Source organism: Pseudomonas sp. AC172, assembly GCF_979258595.1.
This window is the reverse complement of sequence record NZ_OZ409868.1, coordinates 1,663,578-1,686,016: the sequence shown is the minus strand read 5'-3', so window position 1 is coordinate 1,686,016 and position 22,439 is coordinate 1,663,578. Positions and strand designations below refer to the sequence as shown.

The following is a 22,439-nucleotide window of genomic DNA, read 5'->3' as shown; positions in this document are numbered from 1 at the left end:
CAGGCTCGCTCCCACAGGGGATTTGTGTGTTACCTGAAGCTGTGACAGTCGGCCGGTTTCAAATGATCAAAGATTCTCGTAGCGGTTCATGTCCAGCACGCCCTCTTCCACCGGATCGGTTTCGTGGATGTACTGGCTCAAATCGTGGAAATAGAACCAGAATTGCGGATGACTGCGGCGGATCCCCCAGCGTTCGACGATTTTCTCGAAGCGGTTGGCATCCTTGGCGTTTTCCATCGCATCGACAAACGCCGGCACCTGATCGGCCGGGACGTTGAAGATGAAGTTTGGATAACTGCTGAGCACGCCCGGGTAAATGGTGATTGTGTCCAAGCCTGGCTGATAGCGCAGCGACTCACCGAGCAGGAACGCCACATTGCTGTGCGCACGATTGCGCAGCAGGCTGTAGACCTCGCGTTTGCCGCTGGCAGTTTCAACGCGCAGCATGCTGGCTTCCGGCAGTTGATCGATGACCTTCAATCCGGCGGCCGGGCGCGAGGTCAGGCGACTCAGCGCCTGTTCGGCATTTTGCAGCGCCGGCTCGATGTTCGGCCGCGAGCAGTAAGCGCCGTCGCAACGGTTGATCGGATCCGGCCGAGCATTGAGGTCGCCGTAACGTGCCAGCAACTGCATGGCGAAGTCGTGTTTCGGGTCTTTCTCGTCGAGTTTCAGCGCAGTCGGTTTGTCGTCGTCAATCGCCTCGTAATCGAGCCACATCTTGAACTGGCCACTGCTCTGGTACCAATCGTCGAGATAGTCTTCGCGCGAATCGGCGGGCATCAGGCGCAGAAAGTTCTGCTCGGCGCCGTTACGGATCAGGTCGAAATACAGACGGGTTTGCGCCTGATGGGAGACGTTGCCGAACACATCGAAGTTGACCGCCAACTGGTAATAGGTGCGCTCCAGCAGCGGGTAGTCGAACAGCCACATTGTCTGCGGCACCTCGCCGATCAGACCTTTGGTCACCGAGGCGCTGTCGAAGTGGCGGAAAATGCTCAGCAGCGCGTTGTCGTTGCCGGCCCACAGGGTCGACCAACTCGGCGCGGGCACATCGGCGTAGCTGTCGCGGCGCAAAGCTTCGTATTCGTTACGCTTGTTGCGGTAGTTGTGCCACAGGCTCAGGACGCTGCCGACATCGTCGTTCTGCCCCGGCATGGCCAGCAACGGTGTGGCTTGGCCGCGATAGTTCGGATCGGTGATGTAGAGGTCGTGTTCCGGCGCCTGGAACAGCGCCCAGAAGTTGTCGCGAATCACGTCGGTCGCGATTTGCCCACGGCACACCGGGCCGCGAATAAAGGTACGGACGAAATATTCGGCGTTATCGAGCATGAACTGATAACGCGCCTGCGCCGGAATCGCCTCGAATGTGGCAAAGGGATTGGCGCGGCTCTGCGGGCCATATCCGGGCAGCGCATTGACCTGCCAGTTGCCGCTATAAAACAGGCTTTTGACCCGCGCCATTTTCGCCGCGCTCAGCGGATAAGTGATGTGGGTCTTGTGCACGATCACCCCTTGCACCGGCCACAAGCGGTAATACACCTGGGTGCCCGGATCATCATTGGGGCGACGGGTGGCGATCAGATCGATCGGCTGCCCGGTCGGCGTACGCGAACGCACCCACTGGAAGTAATGCCCCGGCTCGCCATCCTTGAAATAGAGGTGCGCGAGGTACAAGTGCTCGTACAGCCAGCGGCCGACCAGACTCTGCCGGGCGCCGGGAGTATTGAGCAGATTTTCCCACTGGACGATTTGCAGCGCCTCTTTCGCGCTCGGCGCCAGGCTTTGCTCGTCAATCGGCGCACCTGACGCCAGCCAACGCTGCAGCGTCTGATATTGCTGATCAGTCAGCCCAGTGACCGCCAGCGGCATGCCTTCTTTTGGATGGGCGCCGGCATAGCCTTCGAACTCGGCAGGCAGCGCGCACATATTCTGGCGGTTCAGGCCCAGCACGATGTCTTCCGGCAGTTTGGCGTTCGGCGTCAGCGGGGTTTTGTGGCCCAGCTCCAGCATGCGCGCCATCAGCGCGGCCTGACTGCCCTGCGCATCAAGCACCGAATAGAAGTCTTTCTGCTGCCAGGCGAGTTTGCCGAAGGCGTCGTAAAACAATCGGGTGGTCGGCGCCGCGACGGTGCGCTCGCCGTCATACACCGGCATTTTGCTTGCACCACGGGCCGCGCCCTCGCCACTGCCCAGATTCAACTGGCAAGCGGAGTCGTAGCACGCATGGCAGGCCACGCACTTCTCGGTGAAAATTGGCTGGATGTCGCGGACGTACGAAATCGAAGGAGAAATGGCCGGCGCAGTCGCTGGCTCTTGCGCCACGGCGCCCCAGCTGAGAAACAGCAACACAAAACCAATGACGCGGTAAGACATGCTGCTGATCCCGATTGTTAAAAAACGCCGCGATTCTACAGTATGACGCTCGTACCAACATGAGCGATATTCATGCAAAAGCCCCACATGCTCTAAAAGCGCACAGGTTTGCTATGATCCCGCTCCTTCGTAATGGTCTTTCCGAGTAGTCCAAATGTCCGATCGCAGCGTCCGCCTTCAAGCTCTCAAGCAAGCTCTCAAAGAGCGCATCCTGATACTCGACGGCGGCATGGGCACGATGATCCAGAGCTACAAGCTCGAAGAACAGGATTATCGCGGCAAGCGCTTCGCGGACTGGCCGAGTGACGTCAAGGGCAACAACGACCTTCTGGTCATCACCCGTCCGGACGTGATCGGCGGCATCGAGAAAGCCTACCTGGATGCCGGTGCCGACATCCTCGAAACCAACACCTTCAACGCCACGCGCATTTCCATGGCCGACTACGGCATGGAAGAACTGGCCTACGAGCTAAACGTAGAAGGCGCACGTCTGGCCCGCAAGGTCGCCGACGCCAAGACCGCCGAGAACCCGGACAAGCCGCGTTTCGTTGCCGGCGTGCTCGGTCCTACCAGCCGCACCTGCTCGCTGTCGCCGGACGTCAACAATCCGGGTTACCGCAACGTTACCTTTGATGAGCTGGTGGAAAACTACACCGAAGCCACCAAAGGCCTGATCGAGGGCGGCGCCGACCTGATCCTGATCGAAACCATTTTCGACACCCTCAACGCCAAAGCGGCGATCTTCGCCGTGCAAGGCGTGTTCGAAGAGCTGCACCTCGAACTGCCGATCATGATTTCCGGGACCATCACCGACGCCTCCGGCCGCACTCTGTCGGGCCAGACCACCGAAGCGTTCTGGAACTCGGTGGCACACGCCAAGCCAATCTCGGTCGGCCTCAACTGCGCGCTCGGCGCCAGTGAGCTGCGTCCGTACCTGGAAGAACTGTCGAACAAGGCCAGCACCCACGTTTCCGCGCACCCGAACGCCGGTCTGCCGAACGAGTTCGGCGAGTACGACGAACTGCCGTCGGAAACCGCCAAGGTCATCGAAGAGTTCGCCCAGAGCGGTTTCCTCAATATTGTCGGCGGCTGCTGCGGCACCACGCCGGGGCATATCGAAGCGATCGCCAAAGCCGTCGCCGGTTATGCACCGCGTCAGATTCCGGATATCCCGAAGGCTTGCCGCCTCTCGGGTCTGGAACCGTTCACCATCGATCGCAGCTCGCTGTTCGTTAACGTTGGCGAGCGCACCAACATCACCGGTTCCGCCAAGTTCGCCCGTCTGATCCGTGAAGACAACTACACCGAAGCGCTGGAAGTTGCCCTGCAACAGGTCGAAGCCGGCGCGCAGGTGATCGACATCAACATGGACGAAGGGATGCTCGATTCGAAGAAGGCCATGGTGACCTTCCTCAATCTGATCGCCGGTGAACCGGACATCTCGCGCGTGCCGATCATGATCGACTCGTCGAAATGGGAAGTCATCGAAGCCGGCCTCAAGTGCATTCAGGGCAAGGGCATCGTCAACTCGATCAGCATGAAAGAAGGCGTCGAGCAGTTCATCCACCACGCCAAACTGTGCAAGCGTTACGGCGCGGCAGTGGTGGTGATGGCCTTCGACGAAGCCGGCCAGGCCGACACCGAAGCGCGCAAGAAAGAGATCTGCAAACGCTCTTACGACATTCTGGTCAACGAAGTCGGCTTCCCGCCGGAAGACATTATTTTCGACCCGAACATCTTCGCTGTTGCCACCGGTATCGAAGAACACAACAACTACGCTGTGGACTTCATCAACGCTTGTGCCTACATCCGCGACGAACTGCCGTATGCGCTGACCTCGGGCGGCGTGTCCAACGTGTCGTTCTCGTTCCGGGGCAACAACCCGGTGCGCGAGGCGATCCACTCGGTGTTCCTGCTGTACGCGATCCGCGCGGGCCTGACCATGGGCATCGTCAACGCCGGTCAGCTGGAGATCTACGACCAGATCCCGCAAGAGCTGCGTGACGCCGTGGAAGACGTGGTACTCAACCGCACGCCAAACGGCACCGACGCCCTCCTCGCCATTGCCGACAAGTACAAGGGCGATGGCAGCGTCAAGGAAGCCGAGACCGAAGAGTGGCGTAGCTGGGAGGTCAACAAGCGTCTGGAACATGCGCTGGTCAAAGGCATCACCACGCACATAGTTGAAGACACCGAAGAATCCCGTCAGTCGTTCGCCCGTCCGATCGAAGTGATCGAAGGCCCGCTGATGTCCGGCATGAACATCGTTGGCGACCTGTTCGGCGCCGGCAAAATGTTCCTGCCGCAGGTAGTGAAATCCGCCCGCGTGATGAAACAAGCCGTGGCGCACTTGATCCCGTTCATCGAACTGGAAAAAGGCGACAAGCCAGAAGCCAAGGGCAAGATCCTCATGGCGACGGTGAAAGGCGACGTGCACGACATCGGCAAGAACATCGTCGGCGTGGTGCTCGGTTGCAACGGCTATGACATCGTCGACCTCGGCGTGATGGTGCCGGCAGAGAAGATCCTGCAGGTAGCCAAAGAGCAGAAGTGCGACATCATCGGCCTGTCCGGTCTCATCACACCATCGCTGGATGAAATGGTCCACGTCGCTCGCGAGATGCAGCGTCAGGATTTCCACCTGCCGCTTATGATCGGTGGCGCGACCACTTCCAAAGCGCACACGGCGGTGAAGATCGAGCCGAAGTACAGCAACGATGCGGTGGTTTACGTGACTGACGCTTCCCGCGCGGTGGGCGTAGCGACGCAGTTGCTGTCGAAAGAATTGAAGGCCGGTTTTGTTGAAAGAACCCGTGCCGAGTACGTTGAAGTGCGTGAACGCACCGCCAACCGCAGCGCCCGCACCGAGCGCCTGAGCTACGCAGCGGCCATCGCCAAGAAGCCACAGTTCGACTGGGCGACTTATGAGCCGGTCAAACCGACGTTTACCGGCAGCAAGGTGCTGGACAACATCGACCTCAAGGTTTTGGCCGAGTACATCGACTGGACGCCGTTCTTCATCTCCTGGGATCTGGCCGGCAAGTTCCCGCGCATCCTTGAAGACGAGGTGGTCGGTGAAGCCGCCACCGCGCTGTACAAGGACGCACAGGAAATGCTCGCCAAACTGATCGACGAGAAGCTGATCAGCGCCCGCGCGGTGTTCGGTTTCTGGCCGGCCAATCAGGTGCATGACGACGACATCGAGCTGTACGGTGATGACGGCCAGCCAATGGCCAAACTGCATCACCTGCGCCAGCAGATCATCAAGACCGACGGCAAACCGAACTTCTCGCTGGCCGACTTCGTTGCACCGAAGGACAGCGAAGTGACCGACTACGTCGGCGGTTTCATCACCACCGCCGGCATCGGCGCCGAAGAAGTCGCCAAGGCTTATCAGGACGCTGGCGACGACTACAACTCGATCATGGTCAAGGCACTGGCCGACCGTTTGGCCGAAGCTTGCGCCGAGTGGCTGCACCAGCAAGTGCGTAAAGAGCACTGGGGTTATGCCAAGGACGAGGTGCTCGACAACGACGCGCTGATCAAAGAACAATACAGCGGCATCCGCCCTGCTCCGGGTTATCCGGCGTGCCCGGATCACACCGAAAAGGCGGCGTTGTTTGCCTTGCTCGATCCGGAAGCCGAAGAGATGCGCGCCGGCCGCAGTGGCGTGTTCCTCACCGAACACTACGCGATGTTCCCGGCGGCTGCGGTCAGCGGCTGGTACTTCGCCCATCCGCAGGCGCAGTATTTTGCCGTGGGCAAGGTCGACAAGGATCAGGTCGCCAGCTACACCTCGCGCAAAGGTCAGGAACTGAGCGTGACCGAGCGCTGGCTGGCGCCGAATCTGGGTTACGACAACTAATCAAGACTTACGCAAAACCCTGTGGGAGCGAGCTTGCTCGCGAAGGCGTCATGTCATTCAACATTAATGCTGAATGATCGACCGCATTCGCGAGCAAGTCGAATCGTCGCACCGTCGCTCCCACATTTGCTTTTGCGGTGTTCTCCAGAGGGTTGGCTATGCTTGTCTGACACATACGGCAGACGAGGGATTTATGGACGATCCAGTCGACAACAAACCGCCGACCTTCTGGCAGATGCTGCACAGCGTGATGGCGGCGGCGTTCGGGGTGCAGAGCGGCAAGAACCGGGCAAGGGATTTCACCCATGGCAAGCCCAGCCATTTCGTGGTGCTGGGCATACTTTTTACGGCTGTGTTTGCGTTGACGCTGTTTGCCATCGTCAAACTGGTGCTGCATTTCGCCGGGGTTTGACGAGATCAGCGCATCAGGGTTTGCAGGGTGAATGGGTAACGATACGAATCCGGCTGGCCCTTGGCTGAGAGCTTGCGGAAGTTCACGCCGTATTGCGGCGACTTGCCCATGGCCAGCATTTGTCGGGCGTGCGACTTGTCGATCAGTTGCAGCAACGGAACTTGCCGATCCCGGCCGCCGTAGTGATTCAGTTCGACGCCTTGCTCGACGTCATGCAACTCAACCAACGCCCAGCCACCCAAGGTGAAATGCCCACCAACCAACGCGCTCAGGCGCCCGTCAACCAGCGCCTGCAAGGCCGCCGGTGAGGTGTTGACCGCACTGAACAAGGCATCTTTACCGGGGACTTTGCCGGTCTCGGCGTACGCGCGCATCGCGCCGAAGGCCATTTCATCATTGGCCGACCACACCAGCGACACTTTCGGATAACGCGCAAACAACTGTTTTGCCTGTTCATAGGCGCGTTCTTGCGTCCAGCCGCTGTAAACCAGCTGTCGCAAGCGGGTCTGTGGATGTTCGGCCAACGCCCGCTGCATGCCGCGCTCGCGCAGCTGCGCCGAGGGGGTGACCTTCAAGCCGGAGAAGGCCAACACTTCAATCGGCTCAGCGTTTGCCGCAGAAGCATGCAGGCGGATCAGCTCCTTCATCATCAAGTAACCGCCCTCCTCGTCGTTCGGCACCAGGCTGCCGATGCGGTCGGCACGTTCACCGACCAACGCCTGCTGGTCCGAGGTCAGTGCGGCGTTGACCATAAACAGTTTCACACCGCTGTTCTGCGCCAGGCGCAGGATTTGCGGGGCGACGTATTGTTCGTTGACGAATATCAGGTACTCGGGACGATTCGGCCCCTGCAACGCAAGGCGCGCCTGAGCCAGGGTCAGTTCGGGCTGGCGTTGGGAATAGAGGATTTGCAGGTCGATACCCAGATCATGCGCGGCCGCCTGCATGAATTGCGAATAGCTGACCCAAAAGGCTTCCTGCGTCGAACCCGGGTTCAAAAACAGCACAGACTCCGCCCGTGCGCCGGTCTGGAACAGCGCGCCGAACAACAGAAGGCTGATATGGAAAAGCTTGAACATGAAACATCCGGGCCCAAGGAAAAATGGCCGCGCATTATAGCCCTCGTTCCACCGGCTATTGATGCCTGATCCCGTTTTTGTCCGACAATTAGTCGGGCGCGGGCCCGGATGGGTCGTTTACTGATGACTGACCCAGAATACCGCTGTCCCTACTACGAGAATGATCAGGAACAAAATGGCCCACGCATCGACACTGCTGTCGCTTTTTCTTGCCTTGGTCGGGTTGCTCATTGCATCGCCTCTTGTCGGTTTTATCGGTGATTGCAGAAAGACTCGACCACAGTTAAGACGATGATTGTCCGCACGACAAATGTGGGTTAGTTGACAGCCATTCTCGTTAGGCGATTTGGTTCTTTACATATACTCAAACATCACTTTTGCGCATAACTGCAAACGGGTATATTGCCCCGGCTCCTCTAGGGAGTGCGCGGCCGTGCGCGCAGAATTGCAGAGGCAAAATCGGACTCCAGCACGCGAAAACGCAGCGTTTTCCGAGTAGCCCAAGCCTGAGAACAGGACTTATATGTACGTATACGACGAGTACGATCAGCGGATCATCGAGGACCGCGTCAAGCAGTTCCGTGATCAGACCCGACGCTATCTGGCAGGTGAGCTGAGCGAAGAAGAATTCCGCCCCCTGCGCCTGCAAAATGGCCTGTACATCCAGCGCTTCGCGCCGATGTTGCGTGTGGCGGTGCCTTACGGCCAACTGACTTCGCGTCAGCTGCGCATGATGGCCAAGATTGCCCGCGACTACGACAAGGGCTACGCCCACATCAGTACGCGGCAGAACGTGCAGTTCAACTGGCCGGCGGTGGAAGATATCCCGGACATTCTGGCTGAACTGGCCACCGTGCAGATGCACGCGATCCAGACCAGCGGCAACTGTCTGCGCAACGTCACCACCGACCAGTTCGCCGGCGTCGCTGCCGATGAAGTGATCGACCCGCGCCCATGGTGCGAAATCGTTCGTCAGTGGACTACATTCCACCCGGAATTCGCCTACCTGCCGCGTAAATTCAAGATTGCCGTCAACGGTTCGACCGCTGACCGTGCCGCCATTGAAGTCCATGACATCGGCCTGGAGCCGGTGCACAACGCCGCTGGCGAACTGGGTTTCCGTGTGCTGGTTGGCGGCGGCCTCGGTCGTACGCCGGTGGTTGGCGCGTTCATCAACGAGTTCCTGCCGTGGCAGGACCTGTTGAGCTACCTCGACGCTATCCTGCGGGTCTACAACCGCTACGGCCGTCGCGACAACAAATACAAGGCGCGGATCAAGATCCTCGTCAAAGCCCTCACGCCGGAAGTGTTCGCGCAGAAAGTCGATGCGGAAATGGAGCACCTGCGCGGTGGCCAGACCACATTGACCGACGCCGAACTGCAGCGTGTCGCCAAGCACTTCGTCGATCCGGACTACAAGGCGCTGGAAAACCAGACCGCCCAGTTGGCCGATCTCGACAAAGAGCACGCCGGTTTCGCTCGCTGGCGTACCCGCAACACCCTGGCACACAAGAAGCCGGGTTATGTCGCCGTAACCCTGTCGCTGAAACCGACCGGCGTTGCCCCGGGCGATATCACCGACAAGCAGCTTGACGCCGTCGCCGATCTGGCCGACCGCTACAGCTTCGGTCAGCTACGCACTTCGCACGAACAGAACATCATTCTTGCCGACGTTGAGCAGAGCCAGTTGTTCACCCTCTGGGGCGAACTGCGTGAAGGCGGTTTCGCCACGCCGAACATCGGCCTGCTGACCGACATCATCTGCTGCCCTGGCGGCGACTTCTGCTCGCTGGCCAACGCCAAGTCGATCCCGATTGCCGAGTCGATCCAGCGTCGTTTCGACGACCTCGATTACCTGTTCGACATCGGTGAGCTGGACCTGAACATTTCCGGTTGCATGAACGCCTGCGGTCACCACCACGTCGGCCACATCGGTATCCTCGGCGTCGACAAGAAAGGCGAAGAGTTCTATCAGGTGTCCCTCGGCGGCAGCGCCAGCCGTGATGCGAGCCTGGGCAAGATCCTCGGCCCTTCCTTCGCTCAGGAAGCCATGCCTGACGTGATCTCGAAGCTGATCGACGTGTACGTAGAACAACGTACCGAAGACGAGCGCTTCATCGACACTTACCAGCGTATTGGCATCGACCTCTTCAAGGAACGCGTCTATGCAGCGAATCATTAAGAACAACGAGGTCGTCGACGAAACCTGGCACTTGCTGCCCAAGGATTTCAACATCGACGAGATCAGCAACTGCGACGATCTGATCGTGCCACTGCAATTGTGGCGCGAACACAGCCGCATGCTCAAAGCCCGCGACGGGGGCCTGGGTATCTGGCTGGACGCCGACGAAGAAGCCGAAGAAATCGGTGAAGACGTGGCAGAGTTTCAGGTGATCGCGCTCAACTTCCCGGCGTTCACTGACGGCCGCAACTACTCCAACGCTCGCCTGCTGCGCGACCGTTACGGTTTCAAAGGCGAACTGCGGGCGATTGGCGACGTGCTGCGTGATCAACTGTTCTACATGCACCGCTGCGGTTTCGACGCCTTTGCCATTCGCGCGGATAAAGACCCGTACGAAGCACTGGAAGGCCTCAAGGACTTCTCGGTGACCTATCAGGCCGCCACCGACGAACCGCTGCCGCTGTTCCGTCGCCGCTAAGTCTTCAGGTTTAGCGTGAACAAAAAAACGCCGGTCATGTGACCGGCGTTTTTTTATGCCTGTTCGATTTACCAGAAGCGTTGCTGGGTCAGGCGGCTCCACCAGTTCAGCAGCACGCGGTCGACTGAACCGCTGGCCGCCATGCCGATGCGCTCCTGCAAGCTTTTACGCTCGGCGTAGTGCAGGTGGTAGACCTCGGCCAGTTTGGCCTTCTGCGCCAGGTATTCATCGCTGGTCTTGAGCTCATCGACCAGTTGCATGTCCAGTGCGGCGACACCCAGCCAGACTTCACCGGTTGCCACTTCATCAATCGCCAGCTGCGGGCGATAACGAGCGACGAAGTTCTTGAACAGCTGGTGAGTGATGTCCAGGTCTTCCTGGAACTTCTCGCGGCCCTTCTCGGTGTTTTCGCCAAACACGGTCAGGGTGCGTTTGTATTCGCCGGCGGTGAGGACTTCAAAGTCGATGTCGTGTTTTTTCAGCAAGCGATTGACGTTGGGTAGTTGCGCGACCACGCCGATCGAGCCGAGGATCGCGAACGGCGCGCTGATGATTTTCTCGCCGATGCACGCCATCATGTAGCCGCCGCTGGCCGCGACTTTGTCGATGCACACCGTCAACGGCACACCGGCCTCGCGGATCCGCGCCAGTTGTGACGACGCCAGGCCGTAGCTGTGAACCATGCCGCCACCGCTTTCCAGACGCAGAACCACTTCGTCTTTTGGCGTGGCCAAGGTCAGCAGCGCAGTGATTTCATGGCGCAGGCTTTCAGTGGCGGACGCCTTGATGTCGCCATCGAAATCGAGGACGAATACGCGGGATTTGGCTTCAGGTTGCTTATTCTGCTTTTTCGCGCTTTTCTCGGACTTGGCTTCGCCTTTACGCAAGGCCTTGAGCTGATCCTTGTCGAGCAAAGTCTGCTCCAGGCGCTCACGCAGGCCTTTGTAGAAATCATTGAGTTTGCTGACCTGCAACTGACCGGCCGATTTGCGCCGGCCCTTGCTGCGCAATGCAGCAAAACTGGCGAGCACTACCAGAATGGCGATTACCAGGGTAACGGTCTTGGCCAGGAAGCTGGCGTATTCGGTGAAAAACTCCACAGAGACTCCTTAAACGATGCGCGGATGTGAGGCACACGCGGGATGGCTCCAGCATACCCATGCGCCGGCTTGTCGGCCAGCCGTGAAACCTCTGGCAACACCCCTGTAACGGGCATTTCAAACAAGCGTCTGTTTTTTCATTGACAGCTACCCGTCATCCTCATAACCTCGCCACAACCTTCAACGTACCGGGATGACGCGGACGTGGGCAGCATCTACTTGATTCGACATGGCCAGGCCTCCTTCGGTGCAGACGACTATGACGTCCTGTCGCCGACCGGTGTGCGCCAGGCAGAAATCCTCGGTCAGCACCTTGCTGAACTGGGTATCAGCTTCGATCGCTGCCTCGCCGGAGACCTGCGTCGTCAGCAACACACGGCCACCAGCGCGCTGGCGCAGTTCGCCGCCAAAGACCTGCCGGTACCGACGCTGGAAACCGATTCCGCTTTCAACGAATTCGATGCCGACGCGGTCATTCGCGCCCTGCTCCCGGACATGCTGGCGGACGAACCGGAGGCCCTCGACATCCTGCGCAACGCCGCGCAGAACCGTGGCGAATTCCAACGCATTTTCGCCCTCATCATCGAGCGCTGGCTGGCCGGCACCTACGACACGCCGGGGCTGGAAAGCTGGCTGGGTTTCGTCGAGCGGGTTCAGGCCGGGCTGCACCGGATACTCGATCTGGCCGATAAAAATCAGAAAATCGCCGTGTTCACCTCCGGCGGCACCATCACCGCCCTGCTCCACCTCATTACGCAAATGCCTGCGAAACAGGCCTTTGAATTGAACTGGCAAATCGTCAACACCTCGCTCAACCAGCTGAAGTTCCGCGGTCGCGAGGTGGCTTTGGCCTCCTTCAACAGTCATGCACACCTGCAACTGTTGAAGGCTCCGGAACTCATCACTTTCCGCTGAGTCCGGTTAACTGTGAACCTTGCTGTAATCAACCCATAAGGATCGAACCATGACCTCCGTAGCCGATGCCGTAAAAGCAATGCAAGCCAAGTTCAACCCAGCCGCTGCTGCCGGTCTGGATCTGGTTTTCGGTTTCAACATCACCGACGAAGACAAGCAGTACTCGCTGATCGTCAAAGATGGCACCTGCGACATCCAGGAAGGCGAAAACCCGGACGCCAACTGCACGCTGGTGCTGGACAGCGAAACCCTGAAAGGTATCGTCAGCGGCGAAACCGACGGCATGCAGGCTTTCATGGGCGGCAAGCTGCGCGTTGAAGGCGACATGATGCTGTCGATGAAACTGTCCGAGCTGTTCCCGTCGTAATAGCGTCGTTCAGTAAAAAAAAGAATCCCGCCTTCATGGCGGGATTTTTACATTCGAGCGCCGAGCTTTACTGCTTATGCTCAACACCTGTGGGAGCGAGCTTGCTCGCGAAGGCGTCAACTCAGTCGACATCACTATTGCCTGTCACATCGCATTCGCGAGCAAGCTCGCTCCCACATTTGATAGGTGGTCAACCGGTGAACGAAGCCGCCAGCAACTCTCGGGTATACGGATGCTGCGCCGCATGAAACAGCGCATTCGTCTCGCCACGCTCAACCACTTCACCTTCCTTCATCACAATCAAGTCATGGGCCAGCGCGCGGACGACCGCCAGATCGTGGCTGATGAACAGATAAGTCAAGCCATGCTCCGCCTGCAAGCGTCGCAACAGCGCGACAATCTGCTTCTGCACCGTGCGATCCAGTGCCGAAGTCGGTTCATCCAGCAGGATCAAGTCGGGCTTGAGCACCAGTGCCCGGGCAATGGCGATGCGTTGGCGCTGACCACCGGAAAACTCGTGGGGATAACGATGGCGGGTGGCCGGATCAAGACCGACTTCACGCAGCACATCGATCACTGCCCTTTCACGCTCAGCGGCATTCAAATCGCTGTGCACCTGTAAACCTTCAGCGATGATCTGCGCCACACACAGACGTGGACTGAGGCTGCCGAACGGATCCTGAAACACCACTTGCAGACGCTTGCGCAGAGGCCTGAGTTGCTTGCCGCTCAAGTGCTCCAGCGCCTCGCCTTGAAAACGGATGCTGCCTTGGGCGTCGATCAGACGCAGAATGGCCTGGCCCAATGTCGATTTACCTGACCCGGATTCGCCGACAATCCCCAAGGTCTTGCCGCGCTGAAGATTCAAATCAATGCCGTTGACCGCGTGCAACCAAGACTTCGCGCGAAGCCATCCGCCGCCTGATCGGAAGCGCACATTGAGATCGCGCACCTCCAGCAAATCCTTGGCAGGTTCCCGACACAACGCCTCGCCACCCGGCTCAGCGTTGAGCAATTCGATGCTGTAAGGATGTTGCGGCGCACTGAACAACTGTTCACACGACGCCTGTTCGACAATTACCCCGCCACGCATGACCGCCACCCGCTGAGCGATGTTTCGCACCAGATTCAGATCATGACTGATGATCAACAGCGCCATGCCCAGCCGTTCTTGCAGCTCCTTGAGCAACAGCAGAATCTTGCGTTGCACGGTTACGTCCAGCGCTGTAGTCGGCTCGTCGGCAATCAGTAACTGCGGTTCGCAGGCCAGCGCCATGGCGATCATCACCCGTTGCCGTTGTCCGCCCGACAGTTGATGCGGATAGGCCTTGAGCCGTTCGCGCGGGCGTTGAATGCCCACCAGCTCCAGCAACTGCAGAATTCGCTGACGCGCCGCCGCCCCGGCCAGCCCCTTGTGCAGCGCAAGGCTTTCACCCAGTTGCCGCTCAATCGTGTGCAAAGGGTTCAGCGAACTCATCGGTTCCTGAAAAATCATCGCGATGCGATTACCCCGCAGTTGCCGCAGATAGCGCTCATGCACACCCAGCAGCTCCGTGCCGTCATAGCGGATGCTGCCGCCGATACGGGTGATGCCCGGGTCAAGCAATTGCAGAATGCTGTGCGCCGTCACCGATTTACCGGAGCCGGATTCCCCGACCAGCGCCACGCACTCGCCGGGGCGAATATCGAGGTCGATGCCGTTCACCACAGACTGGCCATTGAACGCGACGCGCAGGTCACGTATTTCGATCAGATGTTCAGGCATCTCAAGTCCTCGGATCAAACGCATCGCGGCAGGCTTCGCCGATGAATACCAGCAGTGAAAGGATCAGCGCCAAAGCAAAGAACGCGGTCAAGCCCAGCCACGGTGCTTGCAGATTGCTCTTGCCCTGACCGATCAACTCCCCCAGCGAAGCGCTGCCGGCCGGCATGCCGAAACCGAGAAAATCCAGTGCCGACAAGGTCGCGATTGCCCCGGTGAGAATGAACGGCAGATAGGTCAGCGTCGCGCTCATGGCATTGGGCAGAATGTGCCGAACGATTACCTGCGCATCGCCGACACCCAGTGCACGCGCGGCTTTCACGTATTCCAGACCACGACTGCGCAGGAACTCGGCGCGCACCACATCGACCAGGCTCAACCAGGAAAACAGCGCCATGATCCCTAGCAACCACCAGAAATTCGGCTCGACAAACCCGGACAGGATGATCAACAAGTACAACACCGGAAGGCCTGACCACACCTCCAGCAAACGTTGACCGATGAGGTCAACCCAACCGCCGTAGTAGCCCTGCAACGCCCCGGCGGCGATACCGACCAGCGCACTCGCCGCGGTCAGGGCCAAGGCAAACAGCAGCGATATACGCGTGCCGAATATCACCCGTGCCAGCACGTCCCGCGCCTGGTCATCGGTGCCCAGCCAGTTGTCGCCACTGGGCGGACTCGGTGCCGGTTCCGTGAGGTCGTAATTGACCGTGTCGAACGCGAATGGAATCGGCGCAAACCACATCCGCCCGCCTTGCCCCTCGATCAATTGCCGCACCTGCGCGCTGCGATAGTCCGGCTGAAACGGCAACTCGCCGCCAAAGTCCTGCTCGGTGTAGCGCTTGAACGCAGGGAAATACCATTGGCCCTGGTACGTCACCAGCAACGGTTTGTCATTGGCCACCAGCTCACCGCCAAGACTCAGGCCGAACAGCGCGAGAAACAGCCACAACGACCACCAGCCACGCCGATGCGCCTTGAACCGTGCCCAGCGGCGCCGGCCGATTGGAGACAATGTCAGCATCAGGCAGCCCTCGCGGTGAAGTCGATGCGCGGATCGACCAGTGTGTAACAGAGATCGCCGAGCAGTTTTATCAGCAGGCCGAACAAGGTGAAGATGAACAGCGAACCGAACACCACCGGATAGTCGCGTGCGACCGCCGCTTCGTAACTGAGACGGCCGAGGCCATCGAGGGAAAAGATCACTTCGATCAGCAACGAGCCACCGAAGAACACCGTCACCAACGCTTGCGGCAAACCGGCGACGACCAACAGCATTGCATTGCGAAACACATGGCCGTACAACACCTGCCTTTGGCTCAGGCCTTTGGCGCGCGCGGTCACCACGTACAGTCGCGAGATCTCGTTGAGAAAGCTGTTCTTGGTCAGGATCGTCAATGTGGCAAAACCGCCAATGACCAAGGCGATCACCGGCAGCACCAAATGCCAGAAATAGTCGGCCACCTTGGCCCACGGCGACAGCTCGGCGAAGTTGTCCGAGACCAGCCCGCGCACCGGAAACCAGTCCAGCGCCGTGCCACCGGCAAACACCACGATCAGCAGCAGCGCAAAGAGAAATCCCGGCAACGCATAACCGATGATGATCGCCACGCTGCTCCAGACATCGAACGCCGAGCCGTTGTGCACGGCTTTGCGAATGCCCAGCGGAATCGACACCAGATAGGTGATCAGCGTCGCCCACAGGCCCAGCGACAAGGTCACCGGCAGTTTCTGCCAGATCAGCTCCGTGACGCTGGCACCGCGAAAGAAACTCTGGCCGAAGTCCAGTTGCGCATAACTTTTGAGCATCAGCCACAAGCGCTCGCTGGCGGGCTTATCAAAGCCGTACTGACGCTCGATATCGGCCACCAGTTTCGGGTCCAGCCCTCGGGTGGCGCGAGACTCGCCACCGACGGTTTCAACTTGGCTGGAACCCACCACAGCCCCCACGCCAATCCCCTGCAAGCGCGCAATGGCCTGCTCGACCGGGCCACCGGGCGCCGCTTGCACGATAACGAAGTTGACCAGCAGGATCGCGAGCAAGGTCGGCACGATCAGCAGCAGACGCCGCAGGCTATAACCCCACATGGGCGTACTCCTTGTGCATCTGCGTTGTGGTCAGTGCGGTCGGGCTGATTTCCCACCAGGTGTCGAGACCGGCGTCGTACAGCGGTGCAATCGCCGGTCGGCCGAAGCGATTCCACCACACCGTGGAAATTCCCGGTGGGTAATAGTTGGGCACCCAGTAATAGCCCCACTGCAACACCCGATCCAGCGCATGAGCATGGCGCAGCAGACTCTCGCGATTGTCGGCCTGCACCAGCCCTTCGAGCAGTGCATCGACGGCCGGATCGCGCAGCACCATGTAATTGTTCGAGCCGGGATCATCGGCGCCGTCAGAACCAAAGTAATTGAACATCTCGCGCCCCGGCGCCTGACTCACCGGGTAACCGGCGACGATCATGTCGTAGTCGCGATTGCGCACGCGGTTGGTGTATTGCGCGGTGTCGACCTGGCGAATATCGAAGCCGATGCCGATCTGCGCGAGATTGCGTTTAAAGGGCAACAACAGCCGCTCGAAACCTTTCTGGCCATTGAGGAAAGTGAAGTGCAGCGGCTCGCCATTGGCGTTCACCAATTGATCGCCCTGAGGTTTCCAGCCTGCGGCCTCCAGCAGTTTCAGTGCCTGCAATTGTTCGGCGCGGATATTGCCACTGCCGTCGGTTTTCGGTGCTTCAAACACCGTGGTGAACACTTCATCGGGAATCTGTCCGCGCAACGGCTCAAGAATCTTCAGCTCTTCGGCATCCGGCAATGCAGTAGCCGCCAGTGCGCTGTGGGAGAAGAAGCTGCGCTGACGCAGGTACATGCTGCGCATCATTTGCCGGTTGCTCCATTCGAAATCCCAGAGCATGGCGATCGCCTGACGCACGCGACGGTCCTGAAACTGTGGCTTCTGCAAGTTGAACACAAAGCCCTGCGCGCCTTGAGCGGCACCGGGTGCGAGATGTTCACGGAGCAATTTGCCTTGCTCCAGCGCAGCCCCTGCGTAACCGATGGTGAAACTGGTGGCGGAGAATTCGCGGTTGTAATCGAAGCCGCCGGCCTTGAGTACCTGCCGCGACACGTCGGTGTCGGCGAAGAACTCCACACTCAATTGATCGAAGTTGTACAGCCCGCGAGTGATCGGCAGATCCTTGGCCCACCAGTCCTGCACCCGCTGGAATTTCACGCTGCGCCCGGCATCCACCGCGCTGATGCGATACGGGCCACTGCCTGGCGGGATCTCGAAACCACCGCCCTCGGCGAAATCGCGGGTGCGCCACCAATGTTCGGGCAGCACTGGCAGTGTCGCCAGGTCCAGCGGCAAAGTGCGGCTGTCGTTGTTCTTGAAGAGGAAGCGCACTTGCGTCGGCGACTCCACGACGACTTCAGCGACATCGCGAAACTGCTGACGGTATTTGAGGCTGCCTTGGGTGGTGAACAGCTCGAAGGTGTAACGCACGTCTTCGGCGGTGATCGGCGTGCCATCGTCGAAACGCGCCTTCGAGTTCAGGTAGAAGCGTATCCAGCGGCGATCCGGATCCAGCTCCATCTGCTGCGCCACCAGACCGTAGACGCTGTAGGGTTCGTCCTTGCTGCGATAGGCCAGTGGCGCGTAGAGCCAGCCATCGATATCGGCCACGCCGGTGCCTTTGTCGGTGTAAGGAATCAGGTGATCGAACGGGCCGCTTTCCAGGGAAGACCGGCGCAGGCTGCCGCCCTTCGGCGCGTCGGGGTTGGCGTAGACCAGGTGCTGGAAGTCGGGGCCGTATTTGGCGGATTCGCCGTAGACCGTTAACGCCGGTTGCGGGGCGGCCCAACTGAACGGCGTTAAAAGCGCGAAAGCGCTGAATAAAATGAGCCTGGAGAACATAGGGCAGATCCTTTTACAAGGTGCTGCTAATGGCCTCATCGCTGGCAAGCCAGCTCCCACAGGGTCTGTGGTGTTCACAAATTCCATGTGGGAGCTGGCTTGCCAGCGATGGGGCCAGTGCAGTCAATACACCTTCTGCCTACCTGTGATGTGCAACAGGGCGGCGGTTTTTATAGGGCAGGCTTTAGATCAATCGGTGACTAAAACCCGCCGTCTCTGAGCATTTTCAGAACTTGTAACTGACCCGCGTGTACAGCGTTCGGCCAAACGGGTCGCCATATTTCGGGTCGTAGCCGCTCTGGAACGTGTACGTCTGGTTGCTGAACGGTGGTTCGCGGTCAAACAGGTTTTTCGCGCCGAGGGTCACGCTCAGGGTCTTGCGCCAGGTGTAGGTGCCGGCCAGATCCCAGACGTTGTACGAGCCAACGTAATCGTGAGTGTCGCGATCGGAGTCGTGGTAACCGCTGGTGTAACGGTTGGTCAGAGCAGCGCCGAACGGGCCGTAATTCCAGCTGCCGGCCAGGCTGTGCCGCCAGCGCGCCACGGCACCCGCCGACGCAAAGTCACCGCCACGGAAATCGCCGAGCTTGTCGATGTAGTCGCCCTTGAGCTGTTGCTGATAGTCATAGCGGGTGACGTAAGTGCCTTGCAGGCCGATGCCGAAATTGCCGTACGGCGTGCTCGGCAAGCGGTAATCAAAGCTGACATCGACACCGTTGGTTTTGATCTTGCCGAGGTTGGCCAGCCCGGTGACGATGTGATCGATGGAGCCATCCGGCTTGCGGACTAGGCGATCCGGGTACAACTCAGGATTCTCGAACACCGCCGACTCGGGGAATTCGGCAATCTGGTTGGCGATGTCGATCCACCAGAAATCCAGCCCGGCCGTCAGGCGTTCAAAAGGCTGGTAAACAAACCCGAGGGTGACGTTGCGTGCGGTTTCCGGGCTCAGATCGGTATTGCCGCCGCTGGTGCGATTGAACTGCTGCGCGCAGTCGCGGTTGGCGATGCCGCCATTGCTCGGATTGCCGCCAGCGCACAAGCGTGGATCGTTGTAGTTGGCGTTGGTGAAACTGCTGAACGTCGGGTTGTACAACTCATACAACGACGGCGCACGGAACCCTTCGCTGTAGGCACCACGTACCACCAACTCCTTGAACGGCTGGAAGCGGAACGAGTATTTCGGATTGGTGGTGCTGCCGAAGTCGCTGTATTTGTCGTGGCGCACAGCCGCAGACAGTTCGAGGCTGTCGAGTACCGGCACGTTGACCTCAGCGTATTCGGCGGAAACGCTGCGATCCCCGGCAACGCTGCCGTTCGGATCGACACCCAGGCTTTGCACGTCGCCGGCAAATTGCGCGAAATCCTGATGGAAGTCTTCCTTGCGATACTCGCCGCCGAGCGCCAATGCCGAAGGACCGGCGCCAAACCAGTCGCCGATTTCACGACTGATGCGCCCGTCAATGGCCTTCACCCGCCCTACCGCCGTGGCGTAATCACCGTCCACCGCGTTGGCCGCCAACAGCGCGGAACCGGCAGCCGTCTGCGGACCGAACGGGTTGATCACACCATTGGCAATACCGGCGCTGACGGCGCGGTCGTTGACGTAACCGTCCTGAATGCTGTTGACCACTTTGTTCTGGTTGTAAGAGGCACCGAGGTTGTAGTCCCAGCCGACCAGCGTGCCGTCGAAACTCAGCAGCAAGCGCTGACTGGTGTTGTCGTCTTCGTGCTGACGCGCGCCAACGGCGGTTTCGCGCCAGTTCACATCGACCGGTTGCGTCGGGTCGAGGGCAAAACCGTTCGGCCCGGGGGTGATGCCGTTGCCCGGATAGAACGCCGTGCCGGGGTTGACCTGATTACCCATCAACGTGCCGGGGCCGATTTGCGTGCGGTTTTCGTTTTGCGCCCAGAAGTATTCGAGGCTGACGTTGTGATCGTCCGACAGCTTGCCGGTGGCTTTGGCGAAGGCCGAGGTCTTCTCCGTTTCCGGCACCAGATCGAGGTAATTCCACAGGCTCTGCCGGCAGATACCGTTGCGCGCCAGCAAACCCGGTGCGTTGCAGCCGGAGCCGGCCAAAGGGTTGGTGGCATTGCTGCCCTGGCTCCAGTTGGCCGGCGAAGCGGTGCCGGAGGTGTAATCGAGTCCGCGGTTCGGCTGATAGTTGTAGGTGTAACCCCGGTCCTCAGCGGCCAGGCGTTGCTGCTTGTCGTAACTGACTACACCAAACACGTTGAAGCGATCATCCTGCAAATCACCGAAGCCCCAACTGCCGCTGAAGTTGCGGCTTTCACCGCCACCCGAATGGGTGGGCGTGTCGTAGTTGGTGCTGATCTGCCCTTCGGTGAGGCTGGTCTTGGTGATGAAGTTGATCACCCCGCCAATCGCATCGGTGCCATACAGCGCCGAGGCGCCATCACGCAGCACTTCGACACGGTCAATGGCGGCGAACGGGATGGTGTTGAGATCGACACCCGAGCCGTTGATCGCATTGGTGGCGTTGTTGCTCAGGCGCCGACCATTGAGCAGCACCAAGGTTTTGTTGGCGCCGATGCCGCGCAGATCCGCATAGGACGCGCCACCACTGCTGGACCCCACCGAACGCCCGGAGCCGACCGAAGACTGGTTGGCGGAAATGCGACTGACCAGCTCCTCGGTGGTCGTGACGCCCTGCTCGCGCAACTCTTCGACGCGCAGGATGGTCACCGGCACCGCCGTTTCTGCATCGACCCGGCGGATTGCCGTCCCTGTGACTTCGACACGCTGCAGTTGGGTGGTCGGTTCGGTTGCCTTGCTGTCGGCGGCAATGGCCGGCAGCGTGTTGATTGCCAGCAGCAAGGCCAGGCTCAAAGGTGATTTGACGGGTGAAAACTGAATCATGAACAGCCATCCCTGCGTTTTGGTTTATGCAGGGATGTGCGATGACAAATAAGGATTTATAGAGGGCGACTTAGACTGTTGAGTGCTGAGGTTATGCAAAGAATGCCATGCCTCCGTATCAAGCCGATGCCATCTCCCGCAGCAACCGTGTATCCAGGCCAAAACGTTCTTGAGAGACCATCTTGAACTGCCCCTCTGCGAGGTCGCAGCTCACCAGCAGATTCCACGAGTGGCGGGTTGCCGCCGAGGGAATCAGGACAAACGGATGTTCATCCAGTAAAGCGTCGGCAAACCGCTGCTGGTTGGGCGACGGCCAAGCGGGACTCAACCAGTAAGGATTCGGTACCTCTTCGGGCTGAACGACTTTGACCCGTGCATCGCGGATGACCTCAAAGCACGTCAGCACATAAGGTTCTCTGTCCAGTGCATCAAAACTATTATTGGCTGCCACCTCCAGAATGGCCGAGGACGGGTCGACAGATGCATAGACGACTCGCCGGCCAGGCGCATTCCATCGACCGCCCTTCAGTTTTGAACCCATCCCGCTGTCCCATGTCTCTCCGTAGGCCTCCTGATCCAGGCGCCAGCCATACCAGTGCCCTTCCCAGGGCAATGGATTCATGGGTAACCCCCGTACAGGACCCGACACAAGTATTGCTCGACCATCTGGAAACCGAGCGAATGGTGGGTCAACTCCAACGGCACGTAGCCGTTAAGGTACGGGGTGGACTTCTGCATCCATATTTCCGCCTGTGGCAGCCCCCCGAACGCCCGAGTGGCCATCTCCAGCACCAGCGCATATTGATAAGCGACAACGCTCTGCTGCGAGTCAAGCCGTATCGATTTGCCTTCCTTCAGCAGTCGCTGCACGGTTCTGACAGACCTGCCGGTGATGCGTTTGACCATGTCTTCGCGCAGGTACATTTCGGAAGTTGAAAGCATGTTGACGACGTCGCTCAGCTCAAAGCCCTCCTCGGTAAGGCGGACAATCAGCATGGCGTCGTCACCAAGGTCCTGGCCATGCACGAGCAAATCGACTGGTTTTCCCTCGACCTTCTTCAGCCCCGTCAGCCGGGGCACTTTTGCTGTGGGCATCGCGACATCCT

The 22,439-nt window shown here is 59.4% G+C and carries 16 protein-coding genes; 6 read left to right on the top strand and 10 right to left on the bottom strand.

What is annotated here, in order from left to right:
- Positions 1–66 precede the first annotated feature (66 nt).
- Positions 67–2,373 (bottom strand): fatty acid cis/trans isomerase, encoded by a 2,307-nt coding sequence (locus tag ACZ0A4_RS07600; protein WP_463573898.1) that lies wholly within the window; start codon positions 2,371–2,373, stop codon positions 67–69.
- 154 nt (positions 2,374–2,527) lie between these two features.
- Here ACZ0A4_RS07600 and metH point away from each other — a divergent pair, with 154 nt between their 5' ends.
- Positions 2,528–6,238, top strand: coding sequence for a methionine synthase (gene metH / locus ACZ0A4_RS07595; protein ID WP_463573897.1), 3,711 nt, complete (start codon positions 2,528–2,530; stop codon positions 6,236–6,238).
- Between the two features lie 193 nt (positions 6,239–6,431).
- Entirely contained in the window at positions 6,432–6,650 is a 219-nt protein-coding gene (locus ACZ0A4_RS07590; RefSeq protein WP_008080467.1) for a DUF2970 domain-containing protein, read from the top strand.
- A 5-nt stretch (positions 6,651–6,655) separates the two neighbouring features.
- Here the strand turns inward: ACZ0A4_RS07590 and ACZ0A4_RS07585 are convergent, their stop codons facing one another.
- Positions 6,656–7,729: an ABC transporter substrate-binding protein gene (locus ACZ0A4_RS07585; RefSeq protein WP_463573895.1), complete on the bottom strand. Its 1,074-nt coding sequence runs from the start codon at positions 7,727–7,729 to the stop codon at positions 6,656–6,658.
- Positions 7,730–8,252: 523 nt separating this feature from the next.
- Here ACZ0A4_RS07585 and ACZ0A4_RS07580 point away from each other — a divergent pair.
- Entirely contained in the window at positions 8,253–9,911 is a 1,659-nt protein-coding gene (locus tag ACZ0A4_RS07580; RefSeq protein WP_463573894.1) for a nitrite/sulfite reductase, read from the top strand.
- Positions 9,895–10,389, top strand: coding sequence for a DUF934 domain-containing protein (locus ACZ0A4_RS07575; protein ID WP_160058279.1), 495 nt, complete (start codon positions 9,895–9,897; stop codon positions 10,387–10,389). The genes ACZ0A4_RS07580 and ACZ0A4_RS07575 overlap by 17 nt, the downstream gene beginning before the upstream one ends.
- 68 nt (positions 10,390–10,457) lie before the next feature.
- On the opposite strand, the gene sohB is transcribed toward ACZ0A4_RS07575, so the two are convergent.
- Positions 10,458–11,489, bottom strand: coding sequence for a protease SohB (sohB, locus tag ACZ0A4_RS07570; RefSeq protein WP_463573893.1), 1,032 nt, complete (start codon positions 11,487–11,489; stop codon positions 10,458–10,460).
- A gap of 204 nt (positions 11,490–11,693) precedes the next feature.
- Between sohB and ACZ0A4_RS07565 the strand changes: the two genes are divergently transcribed.
- Both ACZ0A4_RS07565 and ACZ0A4_RS07560 read left to right on the top strand, forming a co-directional pair.
- A complete protein-coding gene (locus tag ACZ0A4_RS07565) occupies positions 11,694–12,404 on the top strand; it encodes a histidine phosphatase family protein (RefSeq protein WP_463573891.1) in 711 nt (236 codons plus the stop codon).
- Positions 12,405–12,453: 49 nt separating this feature from the next.
- Entirely contained in the window at positions 12,454–12,771 is a 318-nt protein-coding gene (locus tag ACZ0A4_RS07560; RefSeq protein ID WP_007912567.1) for an SCP2 sterol-binding domain-containing protein, read from the top strand.
- A 190-nt stretch (positions 12,772–12,961) separates the two neighbouring features.
- On the opposite strand, the gene ACZ0A4_RS07555 is transcribed toward ACZ0A4_RS07560, so the two are convergent.
- The 7 genes from ACZ0A4_RS07555 to ACZ0A4_RS07525 all read right to left on the bottom strand — a co-directional run bounded on the left by ACZ0A4_RS07555 (position 12,962) and on the right by ACZ0A4_RS07525 (position 22,428).
- Positions 12,962–14,536: an ABC transporter ATP-binding protein gene (locus ACZ0A4_RS07555; RefSeq protein ID WP_463573889.1), complete on the bottom strand. Its 1,575-nt coding sequence runs from the start codon at positions 14,534–14,536 to the stop codon at positions 12,962–12,964.
- A 1-nt stretch (position 14,537) separates the two neighbouring features.
- Complete coding sequence (locus tag ACZ0A4_RS07550) at positions 14,538–15,560, bottom strand: ABC transporter permease (protein WP_463573887.1); 1,023 nt, start codon at positions 15,558–15,560, stop codon at positions 14,538–14,540.
- Complete coding sequence (locus ACZ0A4_RS07545; RefSeq protein ID WP_463573885.1) at positions 15,560–16,624, bottom strand: microcin C ABC transporter permease YejB; 1,065 nt, start codon at positions 16,622–16,624, stop codon at positions 15,560–15,562. The genes ACZ0A4_RS07550 and ACZ0A4_RS07545 overlap by 1 nt, the downstream gene beginning before the upstream one ends.
- Positions 16,611–18,452 (bottom strand): extracellular solute-binding protein, encoded by a 1,842-nt coding sequence (locus tag ACZ0A4_RS07540; RefSeq protein ID WP_463573883.1) that lies wholly within the window; start codon positions 18,450–18,452, stop codon positions 16,611–16,613. Before ACZ0A4_RS07540 ends, ACZ0A4_RS07545 begins: the two co-directional genes overlap by 14 nt.
- 226 nt (positions 18,453–18,678) lie before the next feature.
- A complete protein-coding gene (locus tag ACZ0A4_RS07535) occupies positions 18,679–21,333 on the bottom strand; it encodes a TonB-dependent receptor (RefSeq protein ID WP_463573881.1) in 2,655 nt (884 codons plus the stop codon).
- A gap of 118 nt (positions 21,334–21,451) precedes the next feature.
- Positions 21,452–21,955, bottom strand: coding sequence for an RES family NAD+ phosphorylase (locus ACZ0A4_RS07530; RefSeq protein WP_141129644.1), 504 nt, complete (start codon positions 21,953–21,955; stop codon positions 21,452–21,454).
- Positions 21,952–22,428 carry an antitoxin Xre/MbcA/ParS toxin-binding domain-containing protein gene (locus ACZ0A4_RS07525; RefSeq protein WP_463577503.1) on the bottom strand — a complete coding sequence of 159 codons (477 nt, stop codon included), beginning with the start codon at positions 22,426–22,428 and terminating at the stop codon, positions 21,952–21,954. Before ACZ0A4_RS07525 ends, ACZ0A4_RS07530 begins: the two co-directional genes overlap by 4 nt.
- Positions 22,429–22,439 lie beyond the last annotated feature (11 nt).